Origin of the sequence: Streptomyces katrae, assembly GCF_000717655.1 — a bacterium.
In the GTDB taxonomy this organism is placed as follows: Bacteria; Actinomycetota; Actinomycetes; order Streptomycetales; family Streptomycetaceae; genus Streptomyces; species Streptomyces katrae_B.
The window spans coordinates 97,322-111,760 of sequence record NZ_JNZY01000027.1 but is presented as its reverse complement, the minus strand read 5'-3'; the positions used below and the strand labels follow the sequence as shown (position 1 = coordinate 111,760).

The window sequence follows — 14,439 nt, the reverse complement described above, 5'->3', positions numbered from 1 at the left end:
TTCGGTGCTGGGTGTCGGGCTGCTGGCGCTGGTGGGCTGGATCGGCTGGGACTACGTCGCCGGTCAGGCACTGGGACGTCGGCCGACGGCAGGCCTGGCCGCTCTTGTTGGTCCGAGACCCAGAGTGGCGTGGCCTTCGCCGACCGACCGTGCTCGGCCTTCGATGACACCGGCCTGGTCAGGGGCCTGTTCGGTATTAGTTTCCGATATATCGTTGACGCATCGCGATGGGTCGACGATAGTTTACGTATCGCAAGAGCGATAGCGAGAAACCGGAAGACGAAAGGAGCGCAGTCATGCGTTCACACGGACAGCACGAACACGAGCACGGACGGGGCCACGGTCACTGCGGGCCCGATCGTCGGGAGGATTTCCAGGGGCGGCGCGGTGCCTTCGGCCCGTTCGGGCCGCCCTTCGGCGGCGGGCCCTTCGGCGGGCGGGGCGGACGCGGCGGACCGCGCGGCCGGGCCCGGCGGGGAGATGTGCGCGCCTCGATCCTGGCGCTGCTCAAGGACCGGCCGATGCACGGCTACGAGATGATCCAGGAGATCGGCGAGCGCAGCGGCGGGGCCTGGAAGCCCAGTCCGGGCTCGGTCTACCCGACCCTGCAGCTGCTCGAGGACGAGGGGCTCATCACCAGCGAGAGCGAGGGCGGCAAGAAGCTGTTCACGCTCACCGACGCCGGCCGCACCGAGGCCGAGTCGGCCCCGGAGGCCCCTTGGGCCGAAGCCGGGCGCGGGTTCGACTTCGAGGCGATGCACGAGGTCCGGACGGCCGGGATCGGCCTGTTCGAGGCCTTCGGCCAGGTCTTCAAGACCGGCTCGGCCGAGCAGCGCGAGAAGGCCCTCGCGGTCATCAACGACGCCCGCAAGAAGCTCTACCTGATCCTGGCCGACGAGCACTGAGCCGGCCGGCGAAATGCAAACGGCGCGCCCCGCGAGTCCTCTCGCGGGGCGCGCCGCCGTATCCGGGCACCCGCCGGGGGAGGGGATCAGACGACCAGGCCGGCGAGCTTGCGGAGCGACTCGTTCAGGGCAGCGGTGGCCGAGTCCTTGAGCTTGCCCGCCATCAGGGAGACGGCGGCCCCGTTGAACTCCCCGTCGATGCGGACGGTGGTGGCACCGCCGTCCGGGATCAGGGTGTACCGGGTGAGGATGGCCACGCCCATGGGGCCCTTGCCCGTGATGGCGAAAACGCGCTCGGTCTCCAGCTCCGAGACGGTCCAGGCGACCTCGGCCGGGAAGCCCATCATCTTCATGTTCTCCTCGAAGGTGGCGCCGACCGCGAGGGTCCCGGGGCCGCCCTTCGGGAAATTCGTGTGGGTCATGCTCCACTGGCCGTACGCCGACCAGTCCGTCAGCTGGGCCCAGAGCTTCGCGGCGGACGCCTCGATGCGTGATTCCGCGGTGACTTCGGCCATGCGACCACCCCTTCTCGTCGGGTACGTGCGGCGGAACGTAGCCCCGGCGGGCGGAACATTCAATACTGACGACCTGTCAGGAACGGTCCGCCCGCTCACGCCCGGTCTCGGATGCGTCTCAACAGGTGTCACGTCTGTGACGGTACTGACCGCCCCTGCCATGATGGCCGGATGCAAGCGTCAGGGAGAAACGCCGGACTGGGCCTCGCGCTCGTCTCGGCGTTCGCGTTCGGTGGTTCGGGTGTGGCGGCGAAGCCGCTGATCGAGGCGGGTCTGGACCCGCTGCACATGGTCTGGCTCAGGGTGGCCGGGGCCGCGCTGGTGCTGTCCCCGCTGGCCTGGCGGCACCGGGATCTCCTGCTGCGCAAACCCCTGCTGCTCGCCGGCTTCGGGCTCGTCGGCGTCGCGGGCGTGCAGGCCTTCTACTTCGCCTCCCTGTCCCGGATCCCGGTCGGCGTGGCCCTGCTCCTGGAGTACCTCGGCCCGGCGCTGCTGCTCGGCTGGATCCGGTTCGTGCAGCGCAAGCCGGTGACCCGGGCCGCCGCGGCGGGTGCCGCCCTGGCCGTCGTGGGGCTCGCCTGTGTCGTCGAGGTCTGGTCCGGGCTGAGCCTGGACCTGCTCGGGGTCCTGCTCGGCCTCGCCGCCGCCTGCTGCCAGGCCTTCTACTTCGTGTTCGCGGACCACGGTGCCGACGGCGCCGCCGACGACGTGCCCGACCCGCTCGGGGTGATCGCGTACGGCATGCTCGTCGGCGCGCTGGTGATGACGGTGATCTCCCGGCCGTGGGAGATCGACTGGCAGCTGCTGGGCGGGCAGGCCGCGATGGGTGACACGACGGTGCCCGCGTGGGTGCTGCTCGGCTGGGTGGTGCTGATCGCGACGGTCTTCGCGTACCTGACCGGCGTGGTCTCGGTGCGCAAGCTCTCGCCGCAGGTGGCCGGTGTCGTGGCCTGCCTGGAGGCGGTCGTGGCCACCGTCTTCGCCTGGATCCTGCTGGGCGAGCACCTCTCCACCCCGCAGATCGCCGGCGGAGCGCTGGTGCTCGGCGGGGCCTTCATCGCCCAGTCCTCGCGGCCCACCCCGCCGGGGGCGGCGGATCCGGAATCGGCTGTTCTGGACCGCGAGGCGATGACGGCCTAAGGTGGCGATCATGCATTCGACCGTGCTTCCGCCTCCGGCCGCGTAGCCGCGGGCAGCTGCCCCTTGTGACGAGGACCCGGCCCGGGCAGTTCCCGGGCGGGTTCGTGCTGCCCGCGAAGCGATGACCTTCCTCTTTCATCCTTCACGCATGCGCGGAGCACACTCGTGTCGAATCCTTCGCCCGCTTCAGGGCGCAGTCTGCTGTACCTCGTCGTCGCCGGAGCCGCCTGGGGCACCGCCGGGGCGGCCGCCTCCCTCCTCTTCCTGGCCAGTGACCTCGGCCCGCTCGCCCTGTCGTTCTGGCGGTGCGCCGGCGGGCTGGTGGTGCTGCTGGGGGTGCTCGCCGTACGCCGGCTCCGGGGCCCGCGGCCGGCGGCGCGGCCGTCGGCGGCCTCTCTGATCGGGACGGGGCTGATGTTCACCCTGTTCCAGGCCGCGTACTTCGCCGCCGTACGGGACACCGGCCTCGCGGTCGGGACCGTGGTGACCCTGGGCGCCGGGCCGGTGCTGATCGCTCTCGGGGCGCGCCACTGGATGGGCGAGCGGCTCGGCCGGGGCGGGGTGGCCGCCGTCGTGGGGGCGCTCGCCGGGCTCGCCGTGCTGGTCCTGGGCGGCGGGGGCGGGGAGGTGCGGCCGGCCGGCGTCGGCTGGGCCCTGCTGTCGGCCGCCGGGTACGCCGCGATGACCCTGCGGGCCCGCTCGCTGGGGCGGCGCGGGGCGGGCGGGGAGCCGCTGGTCACCACCGCCTGGTCGGTCGCGGTGGGCACGGTGTGCCTGCTGCCGCTCGCCGCGGCGGAGGGGCTGGTGCCGCACACCGCCGAACTCGGGCGGGTGCTCTGGCTGCTGGTGTACGTGGCCACCGTGCCGACGGCCCTGGCGTACGCGCTGTACTTCACCGGGGCCGCGGCGGTGCGGGCCGCGACGGTGTCCGTGATCATGCTGATCGAGCCGGTCAGCGCGGCGGTGATCGCCGTACTGGTGCTCGGCGAGCGGCTGACCGGCGCCGTGGTGCTGGGCACCGTACTGCTGCTGACGGCGGTGGGCGCGCTGATCGCGGCCGAGGCGCGCAGGCCGGCGGGCGGGCCGGTGGTCCGGCCCGCTCGGGGGACCCGCGAGACTCCCGAGGCCCGCGAGCCCCATGAGCCCCGTGAGGCTCAGAGGGCGGCGAGGTAGTCCGGGGTGGCGATCCCGGGGGCCAGGTCGTCGGCCGGGATCGGGGTTCCGTGCACCGGCGTGACCGGGACCACGCCCGACCAGTAGGGCAGGTCCATGTCCTCGGGCTCGTCGTTGGGGCCGCCGGTGCGGAGCTTCGCCGACACCTCGTTCAGGTCCAGACGGATCACCGCGGTCGCGGCGAGCTCCTTCGCGTTGGCGGGCCGGGAGTCGGCCGAGCGGCCCGGCACCACGTGGTCGACGAGGGCGTCCAGAGCCATCCGGCGCTCGTCCTCGTCGGTCACCTGGTACGCGGTGCCGTGCACGATCACCGAGCGGTAGTTGATCGAGTGGTGGAAGGCCGACCGGGCCAGCACCAGGCCGTCCACGTGCGTCACGGTCAGGCATACGGGCAGCCCCGGGTCGGTCTGGCCGGCGGCGAGCAGCGGGCGCGAGCCGGTCGAGCCGTGGACGTACAGGGTCTCGCCGACCCGGCCGTAGAGCGTCGGCAGGACCACCGGTGCGCCGTCGCGGACGAAGCCGAGGTGGCAGACGTAGGCCTGGTCGAGTATCGAGTGGACCGTCTCGCGGTCGTAGCGCGCCCGCTCGCGGGAGCGGCTCGGGACGGTGCGGTCGGTGGGCTCGTAGCCGCCGGTCGTCCCGTTCGTCTCGGGCATCTCTTGCGTGTCGGTCTGGGCGGTCATGATGCGCGCTCCGTTGTACTAGTGCATACTTGGCTTTGTGCTAGGAGAGTATCGGATTGCAGGGCGCCGCGCATCGGATATCGCGGCCAGTGTCGAAGCGGGCGTCGGATCGGGCGCGCTCGCGCCGGGAACGTTGCTGCCGCCGATGCGGGAGCTCGCGGGAGTGCTCGGGGTGAACCCGAACACCGTGGCCGCCGCGTACCGGACGCTGCGCGAGCGCGGGGTCATCGAGACCGACGGGCGGCGTGGCAGCCGCGTACGCGGGCGGCCGGCGAGTGCGCCGCGCGACGAGCTGCGGATGGCGGTGCCGCCGGGCGCGCGGGACGTCGCCTCGGGGAATCCGGACGTACGGCTGCTGCCCCCGCTGGACGGGGCCCTGGCCGAGGCCGCGCGCCGGTACGCACGGGCGCCGACGCTGTACGGGGACGACCCGGTGGTGCCGGAGCTGCAGCGGCTGGCCCGGGCCGACCTCGACGCGGACGGGGTGCCGGCCGGGCCGGTGGGGGTGACCTCGGGCGCGCTGGACGGGATCGAGCGGGTCCTGGCCGCGCACCTGCGGCCGGGGGACGCGGTGGCGATCGAGGACCCGGGGTGGGGGAGCGTGCTGGACCTGGCGGCGGCGCTGGGGCTGCGCGTGGTGCCGGTGGCGGTGGACGACGACGGGCCCGTCGTCTCGTCGGTGGAGCGGGTGCTCGCGGAGGGCGCGCGGGCGCTGCTCGTGACGGCGCGGGCGCAGAACCCGACCGGGGCGGCGGTCGGCGCGGACCGGGCGGCGCAGCTGCGCGGCGTGCTGGCGCGGTACCCGGAGGTGCTGGTGGTCGACGACGACCACGGGCACGCCATCGTGGACCTGCCGCTGCACTCGCTGGGCGGGGTGACCCGGCACTGGGCGCTCGTGCGGTCCACGGCGAAGGCGTACGGGCCCGACCTGCGCCTCGCGGTGCTGACCGGCGACGCCGTGACCTTGGACCGCGTACGCGGACGGCAGCGGCTGGGCCCGGGGTGGGTGAGCCGGCTGCTCCAGTACGCGGTGGTCGAGCTGTGGACCTCGGCTGCGGTGGACCGGGCAGCGGTCGCGAGGTCCTACGGGGAGCGGCGGGACGGGCTGGTCGCGGCCCTGCGGGAGCGGGGCGTACGGGCCCACGGGCGCAGCGGGATGAACGTATGGGTGCCCGTCGCCGACGAGACGGGGGCGGTGACGCGGCTGCTGGCCGCGGGCTGGGCGGCGGCCCCGGGCAGCCGGTTCCGGGTGGAGTCGGGGCCGGGCGTACGGATCACGGTGTCGGGCGTGCAGCTCCGCGAAGTGCCGGGGCTCGCAGCCGCGGTGGCGGCATCGGTCCGGCCCGCGACGGGCGGCCGCTTCGACTGACCGGCTCCTGGGACTCCAGGGCCGAAGACGCCCCCTAGCGGCGGCGGGTCTGGGTCAGGGCCGCCCCGGCCAGGACGATCGCCGCGCCCACCGGGGTGTTCCAGTGGAGCTGCTCGCCCAGGAGCAGGACGCCCGCCGTGGTGGCGATGACCGGGATGAAGTACGTGACCATCTGGGCCGTGGTCGGGCCGATCTCCGCAACCAGGCCGTACTGCATCTGCAGGGCCATCCCCGTGCCCAGGGCGCCGAGCGCGATCACCGACAGGGTCGGCCAGAGCGGGAACGAGGCGGGGGCCGGGGTGAACACGGCGCTGACCGCCAGCAGCTGGAGTGTGGAGAGCATCAGCTGGGCGCCGGTCAGCGCCACCGGCGAACCCGGGACCGAGGCCAGCGTGCGCCGGACGTAGATCCAGCCGACCGGATAGCAGAGCGAGGCGAGCAGGGCGAGCGCAGTGCCCTCGGCGTCGATGCCCTCGAAGCCCTGCCAGACGCCGAGGACCGTCAGGACGCCGAGGAAGCCCAGGCCCAGGCCGGCGAAGCGGCGGCGTGTCGGGCGGTCCTCGGACAGGGCCACCAGCGACAGCGCCATGCCCCACAGCGGCGAGGTGGCGTTGCAGATCCCGGCCAGGCTCGACGGGATGCTCAGCTCGGCGTACGAGAAGAGCGAGAAGGGGGCGGTGTTGAGCAGGAGCGCCGCCACGAACAGGTGGACCCAGGTGCGGCGGCCCCGGGGGAGCGGCTCGCGGCGGACGACGAGCACGGCCAGCAGCGCCAGCGCACCGGACAGCACCCGGCCGAGCGCGACCTGGAACGGCGCGTACGCATCCGTGCCCACCTTGATCAGGAGGAAGCTGAAGCCCCAGATCACCGAGAGGACCGCGAAGCGGAGCCGCCAGTCCACCCGCCTGGCCCGGACGGGGGCGACCGGCGGCAAGAAAGTGGGGCGAGGGGTGGCGGGTGCGCTCATGAGGAGCACTCTGCTCCGGTCGACTGCGTAGGACAAGCGAGACTTCTTCGGGGCGACGGCGTAGCATTGCTTACATGTTGAACCTGGAGCGCCTGCGTACCCTGGACGCCCTCGCCCGCCACGGCTCGGTCAGCGGCGCGGCCGACGGGCTCCACGTCACCACCTCCGCCGTCTCCCAGCAGATGGCCAAGCTGGAGCGGGAGGTCGGCCAGCCGCTGCTGGCCAAGAACGGCCGCGGAGTCCGGCTCACGGACGCGGGCCGGCTGCTGGCCGATCACGCGGCCCGGATCATCTCCCAGGTGGAGCTCGCCCAGGCCGACGTGGAGGCCCAGCGGGGCTGCGCCGTCGGCGAGCTGCGGATCGGCGCCTTCCCGACCGCCATGCGCGGACTGCTGCCCCAGGCGCTCACCGCCCTGCGCGCCGGGCACCCAGAACTGCGGCCCCTGGTACGGGAGCAGGAGCCCGAGGACAGCATGGCGGCCGTCGTCCGCGGCGATCTCGACCTGGCCCTGGCCATCGACTGGCACAACAAGCGCATGCCGGTGCCTGCCGAGCTCACCCGGGCGCACCTGCTCGACGACTCCTGCGACATCGCCGTACCGGCCGGGCACCGGCTGGCCGACCGCGACCGGATCTCCCTCTCCGAGTTCGCCGACGACGACTGGATCTCATGGAACGAGGGCCAGTTCTGCCACGAGTGGCTCGTGTACACGCTGCGAGGCACCGGCATCGAGCCGCGCATCGCGCACATCGCCGAGGAGCACCACACCCAGCTGGCCTTCGTGGAGGCCGGACTGGGGGTGTGCGTGGCGCCCCGGCTCGGGCGCGGCCCGGTGCCGCCCGGGGTCCGGCTGCTGCCCGTGAGCGACGCGGTCCGCCGTCACGTGTACGTCGTCTGGCGGGCGGACGCCGACCGGCGGCCCTCGATCCGGGCCGCCGTCGAGGCCCTGCAGGAGGCCGCCGCGGTGCTCTAGGAGGCCGGAGCGCCAAGGGCATCAGAGCTTGCGGAAGTCCCACGAGACGATCGACTCCGGGGTGAGCCGGATCCATGCGTGGCGGCCGTCGTGCGGCATCTCCTCGATGCCGAAGTTCTTGGCCGGGAACAGCCGTTCCGCCTCGGCCAGCTCCGGGCAGGGCTCGCCCGTGCGCGGGGCCTCGCCCACGAAGACGGCGCTGCCGGAGAGTTCGACCCCGCGCAGTTCGTCGTACGCCTCGCCCGCGTCCACGACCGCCGAGATCCGCGGGTCCTTCCGCAGGTCGGACCAGCGGCGGCTGCGCGTGATCGAGTACAGCCACAGGGAGCTGCCGTCCCATGCGAACCACAGGGCGCCCACGTGCGGGCGGCCGTCCGGGGAGACGGTCGCCACCCGGCAGGTGCGCTGCTCGCGCAGGAAGGCGTCCACTTCGGCGTCGGTCATCATGATGCGGCGGCCCCGCCGCTGTGTCCCGTCCATCCGTCCCGCACCCCTTCACATCTGACTGTGTGTCAGGAATCATGCGGGATCGATGGTCGTCACGCCAGGGGGAGCCATGCCGGAACTCGATCCCGCCACCACCGCCCTGCTCATCGTCGAGTGCCAGAGCGGCGTCGTCGGCGAGGAGAGCGCCCTGCCCGAGCTGGCGAAGGAGGCCAGGGACTCCGGGATGCTGGGGCGGGTGGCCGCGCTGGTCGACGCCGCGCACAGGGCCGGCGTACAGGTGCTGCACGCGATCGCCGAGCGGCGGCCGGACGGGCTCGCGGCCAACGACAACGCGCGGCTGTTCCGGGCTGCCGGGAAGCTGCCCGTCCGGCAGCTGTCGGGGAGCCGGGCGGTGCAGGTGGCGGCGCCGATCGAGGTGGCCGGGAACGACCTGGTGGTCCGCCGGCTGCACGGGCTCTCGCCGATCGCGGGCACCGACGTGGACGCCCTCCTGCGCAACCTCGGCATCCGCACCCTCGTCGTCGCCGGGGTCTCCTCGAACATCGCGATCCCGAACACGGTCTTCGATGCCGTGAACCTCGGCTACCGGGTGGTGGTGCCGTCCGATGCCATCGCGGGGGTGCCCGCCGCGTACACCGCCGAGGTGATCCGCAACTGCCTGGCGCTCGTCGCGACCGTCACCACGGCCGAAGCCCTCCTCGCGCAGTGGGCTCCCGCGCACTGACCCCCGTAACCTGGGCGGATGCTGTCCGAAGTGATCGCGACCCGTTACGTCACGCCTCTGCGTGAGGGCGGCTCGCTCCCGGGGATCGTCGAGGCCGACGACCTCGGTACCTACGTCATGAAATTCACCGGAGCCGGCCAGGGCCGCAAGACCCTGGTCGCCGAAGTCGTCTGCGGGCGCCTGGCGCAGCGCCTCGGCCTGCGGGTCCCGCGGCTGGTGCAGATGCAGCTCGACCCCGTCATCGGGCTCGGCGAACCCGACCAGGAGGTCCAGGAGCTGCTGAAGGCCAGCGGCGGACTCAACCTCGGGATGGACTACCTGCCCGGGTCGATCGGCTTCGACCCGCTCGCGTACCAGGTGGACCCCGCCGAGGCGGGGCGCGTGGTCTGGTTCGACGCGCTGATCAACAACGTCGACCGGTCCTGGCGCAACCCGAACATGCTGGTCTGGCACGGGGACCTGTGGCTCATCGACCACGGCGCCACCATGATCTGGCACCACAACTGGCCCACCGCCGAGAGCGCCGCCGCCAAGCCGTACAACGCCTCCGACCACGTCCTGGCCCCCGTCGGCCCGGACGTAGCGGCGGCCGCCGCCGCGCTCGCGCCCCTGGTGACCCGGGACCTGCTCGATGAGGTCGTCGCCGACGTGCCCGACGAGTGGCTGGTCGACGAGCCGGGCTTCGACTCCACCGACGCGGTGCGCCGCGCCTACGTGGAGGTGCTGCTGCCGCGCGCGGCCACGATCCACGAGAGGATCTCGATGGAGGCCGAGGTGAAGGCGCCCTCCAAGCCGCCGGGGTGGCTGACCGACCATCTGACCGAATGGCCCCACAAGACCGACAAGACCAAGAAGAAGAGCGACGGCGAGTGACCAAGCGGGACGTGTTCGAGTACGCGCTGGTGCGCGTGGTGCCCCGGATGGAGCGCGGCGAGTGCTTCAACGCCGGCGTGATCGTCTACTGCCGGGCGCGCTCCTACGTGGCCGCGCGCACCCACCTGGACGAGGCCAAGCTCCTCGTCCTGGACCCGGAGGCCGACGTGGCCGGCGTACGCGCCGCCCTGCACGGGGTCGAGGGCGTGTGCACCGGCGGCGAGTGGGCCGGCCAGGCGGCGGGCGACGATGCGGGCCGCCGGTTCCGCTGGCTGATCGCCCCGCGCAGCACGGTGGTGCAGCCCGGGCCGGTGCACACCGGTCTGACGACCGACCCGGAGGCCGAGGTGGAACGGCTGCTGGACCTGCTGGTGCGCTGATCCGCAAGGCGGCCGTACGGCGATCCGTACGGCGGCCGTCGTGACGTGGGGAGCCCTGGGGCCGGGTGCCGTTGACACCGGGTGCCAGGGCTCCTAGCGTCTCCTCAGCTGAAGCTACTAAGCGGTTGCTCACCGATGAGGAACCGCTGATGAGGATTCCGAGCGCGAGGAGATCCACCATGTCCACCACCGAGCAGCGCGTCGCGATCGTGACCGGGGCGGCCCGGGGCATCGGCGCGGCCACCGCCGTGCGTCTGGCTGCCGAAGGCCGGGCCGTCGCCGTCCTCGATCTCGACGAGGCGGCCTGCAAGGACACCGTCGAGGCGATCACGGCGGCCGGCGGCAAGGCCCTGGCGGTCGGCTGCGACGTCTCCGACGCGGCGCAGGTGGAGGCGGCCGTCGAGCGAGTCGCGAGCGCCCTGGGCGCCCCGACCATCCTGGTCAACAACGCGGGTGTGCTGCGCGACAACCTGCTCTTCAAGATGAGCGAGAACGACTGGGACACCGTCATGAACGTCCACCTGCGCGGTGCGTTCCTGATGTCGAAGGCCTGTCAGAAGTACATGGTGGAGGCCAAGTTCGGCCGCATCGTCAACCTCTCCAGCAGCTCGGCGCTGGGCAACCGCGGCCAGGTCAACTACTCCGCCGCCAAGGCCGGCCTGCAGGGCTTCACCAAGACCCTGGCCATCGAGCTCGGCAAGTTCGGCGTCACCGCCAACGCCGTCGCCCCCGGCTTCATCGTCACGGAGATGACCGCCCAGACGGCCGCACGCGTGGGCATGGGCTTCGAGGACTTCCAGGCCGCCGCGGCCACCCAGATCCCCGTCCAGCGCGTCGGCCGCCCGGACGACATCGCCAACGCGATCGCGTTCTTCACGGGCGAGGCCGCCGGCTTCGTCTCGGGCCAGGTCATGTACGTGGCCGGCGGCCCGCTCAACTGACGAGAGGCAGGGCGCAGCTCATGACGAACAGCAGCACGAACGCGGCGGACAGCGGCAAGGTCGCGCTGATCACCGGTGCGAGCCGGGGCATCGGCTACGGCATCGCCGAGGCGCTCGTCGCCCGTGGCGACCGGGTGTGCATCACCGGGCGCAGCGAGGACGCCCTCAAGGAGGCCGTCGAGGCGCTCGGTGCGGACCGGGTGATCGGGGTCGCGGGGAAGGCGCACGACGAGGCCCACCAGGCGGTCGCCGTCGAGCGGACGATGGAGGCCTTCGGACGGGTCGACTTCCTGATCAACAACGCCGGCACCAATCCCGTCTTCGGTCCGATCGCGGACCTGGACCTCGGCGTCGCGCGCAAGGTCTTCGAGACGAATGTGATCTCGGCGCTCGGGTTCGCCCAGCGGACCTGGCACGCCTGGCAGAAGGACAACGGCGGCGCGATCGTGAACATCGCGTCCATCGCCGGCGTCTCCGCCTCGCCCTTCATCGGCGCGTACGGGATGAGCAAGGCCGCCATGGTCAACCTCACCCTCCAGCTCGCCCACGAGATGGCGCCCGGGGTCCGCGTGAACGCGATCGCCCCCGCCGTGGTCAAGACGAAGTTCGCCCAGGCGCTCTACGAGGGCCGCGAGCAGGAGGCCGCGGCCGCGTACCCGCTCGGCCGGCTCGGGCTGCCGGAGGACATCGGCGGCGCGGCGGCTTTTCTTACATCTGCACAAGCGGAATGGATCACCGGCCAAACACTGGTCGTCGACGGGGGAATGTTCCTCAATGCCGGAGTGCACTGATCGATAATCGGACGCATTTGCCTCCCGAGGGGAGGCAAATGCGTACCTAATATGCACGAAATCGGTCAAGTGTCACATGAAACCTGCCCATTGGATTTGTGAGGCACTGCGGTAGGGTCTGCCGCACCCCTGGCTGATCGAGGAGCGTGCACGTGTTCATCCGGACCAGATGCCTGCAGATCACTGCGGCCCTTGCGTCCATATCCCTGCTCGCCGGATGCGGTCTGCTTTCGGACGACGGCAGTGACGCCGCGAAGAGGATCGTCGTCGGCACGACGAGCGCCCCGAGCACCCTCGATCCCGCCGCCGCCTGGGACGGCTCCTGGGAGCTGTACCGGAACGTCTACCAGACCCTGCTGGCGTTCCCCACGGGCTCCACCAAGCCCCAGCCCGACGCCGCCCAGAACTGCGAGTTCACCGACGCGGCGAACGAGTCGTACCGGTGCACGCTGAAGAAGGGCCTGAAGTTCTCCAACGGCGAGGCGCTCGACGCCAAGGCCGTCAAGCACTCGCTCGACCGGATCCGGACGATCAACTCCCAGACCGGTCCGCAGGGCCTGTTCGGCAGCCTGGACAAGATCGAGACCCCGGACGCGCAGACGGTCGTCTTCCACCTGAAGACGCCGGACGCCACCTTCCCCTTCGTCCTCGGCTCGCCGGCCGCCTCGCTGGTCGCCCCCAAGGACTACCCGGCCGACAAGGTGCGGGAGGACGGCAAGGTCACCGGCTCCGGCCCGTTCGTGCTCGACTCGTACAAGGAGGGCAGCGAGGCGGTCCTCGGCAAGAACGGGACGTACAACGGCTTCGCGAACCGGCGTAACGACGGGGTGACCATCCGCTACTTCGCGGACTCCACCAAGATGATCGCGGCGCTCAAGGACAAGGAGATCGACGCGACCTACCGCGGTCTGTCGGCTCCCGAGATCAAGGACCTGCAGACCCCCGCCTCGCACTCGCAGGGCGTCCAGGTCGTCGAGAACGTCGGCGCCGAGATCCGCTACCTGGTCTTCAACCCCAAGGACCCGCAGGTCGCCAAGCTGCCGGTGCGCCAGGCCATCGCCCAGGTCATCGACCGCGGCGCGATCGTCTCCAAGGTCTACCAGGGCACCGCCGAGCCGCTGTACTCGATGGTCCCCAAGGGGGTCGTGGGCCACAAGACGCCCTTCTACGACAAATACGGCCAGGCCGACGTCAAGAAGGCCCAGAAGATCCTCAAGGACGCCGGGATCACCCAGCCGGTGGAGCTGACCTTCTGGTACACCACCGACCGCTACGGCGCCTCCACCGCCGACGAGTTCACCGAGCTCAAGCGCCAGCTGGACGAGAGCGGGCTCTTCAAGGTCACCCTGCGCGGCCAGCCCTGGAAGGTCTTCCAGGTCGGCTACAAGAACGGCGAGTACCCGGTCTTCGGCCGCGGCTGGTTCCCCGACTTCCCGGACCCGGACAACTTCATCGCGCCGTTCGTCGGCAAGGAGAACGCGGTCGGCACCCCGTACGAGCCCGCCCAGATCCTCACCGACCTGCTGCCCAAGTCCCGCCGCGAGAGCGACCGCGCCGCCGGCGTCCGCGAGTTCGAGCAGGCCCAGCAGATCTTCGCCGAGGACGTCCGCCTCCTGCCCCTGTGGCAGGGCAAGCTGTACGTAGCTGCCCGCGAGGACATCGCGGGCGGCGAGCGGGCGCTCGACCCGCAGACCGTCTTCCAGATGTGGGAGCTGTACCGCAAGACCAGCTGGTAGCCGGCCCGCCTCGTCCGCGGACGCCTTCGGGCGCCCGCGGACGAGGCGTTGTCAGTGGCCCCCGGTAGGTTCTGAGCTGTTGCACCACGCAGTTGCACGAACTTGTACCGGAGGTTGTAGACGTGACCCAGATGCTGCCCGAGTCCTGGCTCCCCGTCCTCGGCGACGAGCTGGACCAGCCCTACTTCAAAGAGCTCACCGAGTTCGTCGAGAAGGAGCGGGCGAACGGGCCGGTCTACCCGCCCCGAGAGCAGGTCTTCGCCGCCCTGGAGGCCACTCCCTTCGACAAGGTGAAGGTCCTCGTCCTCGGCCAGGACCCCTACCACGGCGCCGGCCAGGGGCACGGCCTGTGCTTCTCCGTGCGGCCCGGGGTCAAGACCCCGCCCTCGCTGCGCAACATCTACAAGGAGATGCACGCGGAGCTGGGCACGCCCGTCCCGGACAACGGGTACCTGATGCCGTGGGCCGAGCAGGGCGTCCTGCTGCTCAACGCGGTGCTCACCGTCCGCGAGGCCGAGCCCAACTCGCACAAGGGCAAGGGCTGGGAGAAGTTCACCGACGCGGTGATCCGCGCGGTGGCCGGCCGGCCCGACCCGGCCGTCTTCGTGCTGTGGGGTGCCTACGCCCAGAAGAAGCTCCCGCTGATCGACGAGGAGCGGCACGCGGTCGTCAAGGGCGCCCACCCCTCCCCGCTGTCGGCCAAGAAGTTCTTCGGCTCCCGGCCCTTCACGCAGATCAACGAGGCCGTCGCGGCCCAGGGCCATGCGCCGATCGACTGGACGATCCCGGACCTGGGCTGACGCCCCACCGCGCCTCGGCGC

At 71.8% G+C, this 14,439-nt stretch carries 16 protein-coding genes; 12 read left to right on the top strand and 4 right to left on the bottom strand.

Annotated features, from left to right (window positions below; all coding sequences use genetic code 11):
- The first annotated feature begins 296 nt into the window (after window positions 1-296).
- Window positions 297-905 carry a PadR family transcriptional regulator gene (locus tag IF09_RS0128250; protein WP_078613501.1) on the top strand — a complete coding sequence of 203 codons (609 nt, stop codon included), beginning with the start codon at window positions 297-299 and terminating at the stop codon, window positions 903-905.
- An 86-nt stretch (window positions 906-991) separates the two neighbouring features.
- Here IF09_RS0128250 and IF09_RS0128245 read toward each other — a convergent pair whose 3' ends face one another.
- Window positions 992-1,420, bottom strand: a complete 429-nt coding sequence (locus IF09_RS0128245; RefSeq protein ID WP_030300291.1) for an SRPBCC family protein — start codon at window positions 1,418-1,420, stop codon at window positions 992-994.
- A gap of 171 nt (window positions 1,421-1,591) precedes the next feature.
- On the opposite strand from IF09_RS0128245, the gene IF09_RS0128240 reads away from it, so the two are divergent.
- A complete protein-coding gene (locus IF09_RS0128240; protein WP_051832982.1) occupies window positions 1,592-2,560 on the top strand; it encodes an EamA family transporter in 969 nt (322 codons plus the stop codon).
- 165 nt (window positions 2,561-2,725) lie between these two features.
- A complete protein-coding gene (locus IF09_RS0128235; RefSeq protein WP_078613500.1) occupies window positions 2,726-3,733 on the top strand; it encodes a DMT family transporter in 1,008 nt (335 codons plus the stop codon).
- On the opposite strand, the gene IF09_RS0128230 is transcribed toward IF09_RS0128235, so the two are convergent.
- Complete coding sequence (locus IF09_RS0128230) at window positions 3,715-4,416, bottom strand: pyridoxamine 5'-phosphate oxidase family protein (RefSeq protein WP_418953078.1); 702 nt, start codon at window positions 4,414-4,416, stop codon at window positions 3,715-3,717. The genes IF09_RS0128235 and IF09_RS0128230 overlap by 19 nt on opposite strands.
- A gap of 37 nt (window positions 4,417-4,453) precedes the next feature.
- On the opposite strand from IF09_RS0128230, the gene IF09_RS0128225 reads away from it, so the two are divergent.
- Window positions 4,454-5,785 carry an aminotransferase class I/II-fold pyridoxal phosphate-dependent enzyme gene (locus IF09_RS0128225; RefSeq protein ID WP_030300283.1) on the top strand — a complete coding sequence of 444 codons (1,332 nt, stop codon included), beginning with the start codon at window positions 4,454-4,456 and terminating at the stop codon, window positions 5,783-5,785.
- 34 nt (window positions 5,786-5,819) lie between these two features.
- Here IF09_RS0128225 and IF09_RS0128220 read toward each other — a convergent pair whose 3' ends face one another.
- Entirely contained in the window at window positions 5,820-6,752 is a 933-nt protein-coding gene (locus IF09_RS0128220; RefSeq protein WP_199920492.1) for a DMT family transporter, read from the bottom strand.
- A gap of 74 nt (window positions 6,753-6,826) precedes the next feature.
- Here IF09_RS0128220 and IF09_RS0128215 point away from each other — a divergent pair, with 74 nt between their 5' ends.
- Window positions 6,827-7,726, top strand: coding sequence for a LysR family transcriptional regulator (locus IF09_RS0128215; protein ID WP_030300280.1), 900 nt, complete (start codon window positions 6,827-6,829; stop codon window positions 7,724-7,726).
- Window positions 7,727-7,747: 21 nt separating this feature from the next.
- Here the strand turns inward: IF09_RS0128215 and IF09_RS0128210 are convergent, their stop codons facing one another.
- The gene (locus IF09_RS0128210; protein ID WP_030300277.1) at window positions 7,748-8,206 is read right to left on the bottom strand and encodes a pyridoxamine 5'-phosphate oxidase family protein; all 459 of its coding nucleotides are present in this window, start codon (window positions 8,204-8,206) and stop codon (window positions 7,748-7,750) included.
- A gap of 76 nt (window positions 8,207-8,282) precedes the next feature.
- Between IF09_RS0128210 and IF09_RS0128205 the strand changes: the two genes are divergently transcribed.
- From IF09_RS0128205 to IF09_RS0128175, 7 genes are all read left to right on the top strand, one after another.
- On the top strand, window positions 8,283-8,897 hold the full coding sequence (locus tag IF09_RS0128205) for a cysteine hydrolase (protein ID WP_051832986.1): 615 nt from the start codon (window positions 8,283-8,285) through the stop codon (window positions 8,895-8,897).
- An 18-nt stretch (window positions 8,898-8,915) separates the two neighbouring features.
- Window positions 8,916-9,770, top strand: a complete 855-nt coding sequence (locus tag IF09_RS0128200) for a HipA family kinase (RefSeq protein WP_030300273.1) — start codon at window positions 8,916-8,918, stop codon at window positions 9,768-9,770.
- Window positions 9,767-10,150: a DUF3037 domain-containing protein gene (locus tag IF09_RS0128195; protein WP_030300271.1), complete on the top strand. Its 384-nt coding sequence runs from the start codon at window positions 9,767-9,769 to the stop codon at window positions 10,148-10,150. The genes IF09_RS0128200 and IF09_RS0128195 overlap by 4 nt, the downstream gene beginning before the upstream one ends.
- 179 nt (window positions 10,151-10,329) lie before the next feature.
- On the top strand, window positions 10,330-11,091 hold the full coding sequence (fabG, locus tag IF09_RS0128190) for a 3-oxoacyl-ACP reductase FabG (RefSeq protein ID WP_030300269.1): 762 nt from the start codon (window positions 10,330-10,332) through the stop codon (window positions 11,089-11,091).
- Between the two features lie 20 nt (window positions 11,092-11,111).
- Window positions 11,112-11,882 carry an SDR family oxidoreductase gene (locus IF09_RS0128185; RefSeq protein WP_030300268.1) on the top strand — a complete coding sequence of 257 codons (771 nt, stop codon included), beginning with the start codon at window positions 11,112-11,114 and terminating at the stop codon, window positions 11,880-11,882.
- 152 nt (window positions 11,883-12,034) lie between these two features.
- Window positions 12,035-13,618: an ABC transporter substrate-binding protein gene (locus tag IF09_RS0128180; protein ID WP_030300267.1), complete on the top strand. Its 1,584-nt coding sequence runs from the start codon at window positions 12,035-12,037 to the stop codon at window positions 13,616-13,618.
- 131 nt (window positions 13,619-13,749) lie between these two features.
- On the top strand, window positions 13,750-14,418 hold the full coding sequence (locus tag IF09_RS0128175; protein WP_030300265.1) for a uracil-DNA glycosylase: 669 nt from the start codon (window positions 13,750-13,752) through the stop codon (window positions 14,416-14,418).
- Window positions 14,419-14,439 lie beyond the last annotated feature (21 nt).

Bases quoted from the DNA above. Each gene is read 5' to 3' on its own strand.
- IF09_RS0128245 (WP_030300291.1), bottom strand. From the start codon at position 1,420: ATGGCCGAAGTCACCGCGGAATCACGCATCGAGGCGTCCGCCGCGAAG.
- IF09_RS0128185 (WP_030300268.1), top strand. From the start codon at position 11,112: ATGACGAACAGCAGCACGAACGCGGCGGACAGCGGCAAGGTCGCGCTG.
- IF09_RS0128250 (WP_078613501.1), top strand. From the start codon at position 297: ATGCGTTCACACGGACAGCACGAACACGAGCACGGACGGGGCCACGGT.
- IF09_RS0128230 (WP_418953078.1), bottom strand. From the start codon at position 4,416: ATGACCGCCCAGACCGACACGCAAGAGATGCCCGAGACGAACGGGACG.
- IF09_RS0128200 (WP_030300273.1), top strand. From the start codon at position 8,916: ATGCTGTCCGAAGTGATCGCGACCCGTTACGTCACGCCTCTGCGTGAG.
- IF09_RS0128240 (WP_051832982.1), top strand. From the start codon at position 1,592: ATGCAAGCGTCAGGGAGAAACGCCGGACTGGGCCTCGCGCTCGTCTCG.
- IF09_RS0128220 (WP_199920492.1), bottom strand. From the start codon at position 6,752: ATGAGCGCACCCGCCACCCCTCGCCCCACTTTCTTGCCGCCGGTCGCC.
- fabG (WP_030300269.1), top strand. From the start codon at position 10,330: ATGTCCACCACCGAGCAGCGCGTCGCGATCGTGACCGGGGCGGCCCGG.
- IF09_RS0128210 (WP_030300277.1), bottom strand. From the start codon at position 8,206: ATGGACGGGACACAGCGGCGGGGCCGCCGCATCATGATGACCGACGCC.
- IF09_RS0128215 (WP_030300280.1), top strand. From the start codon at position 6,827: ATGTTGAACCTGGAGCGCCTGCGTACCCTGGACGCCCTCGCCCGCCAC.
- IF09_RS0128205 (WP_051832986.1), top strand. From the start codon at position 8,283: ATGCCGGAACTCGATCCCGCCACCACCGCCCTGCTCATCGTCGAGTGC.
- IF09_RS0128175 (WP_030300265.1), top strand. From the start codon at position 13,750: ATGCTGCCCGAGTCCTGGCTCCCCGTCCTCGGCGACGAGCTGGACCAG.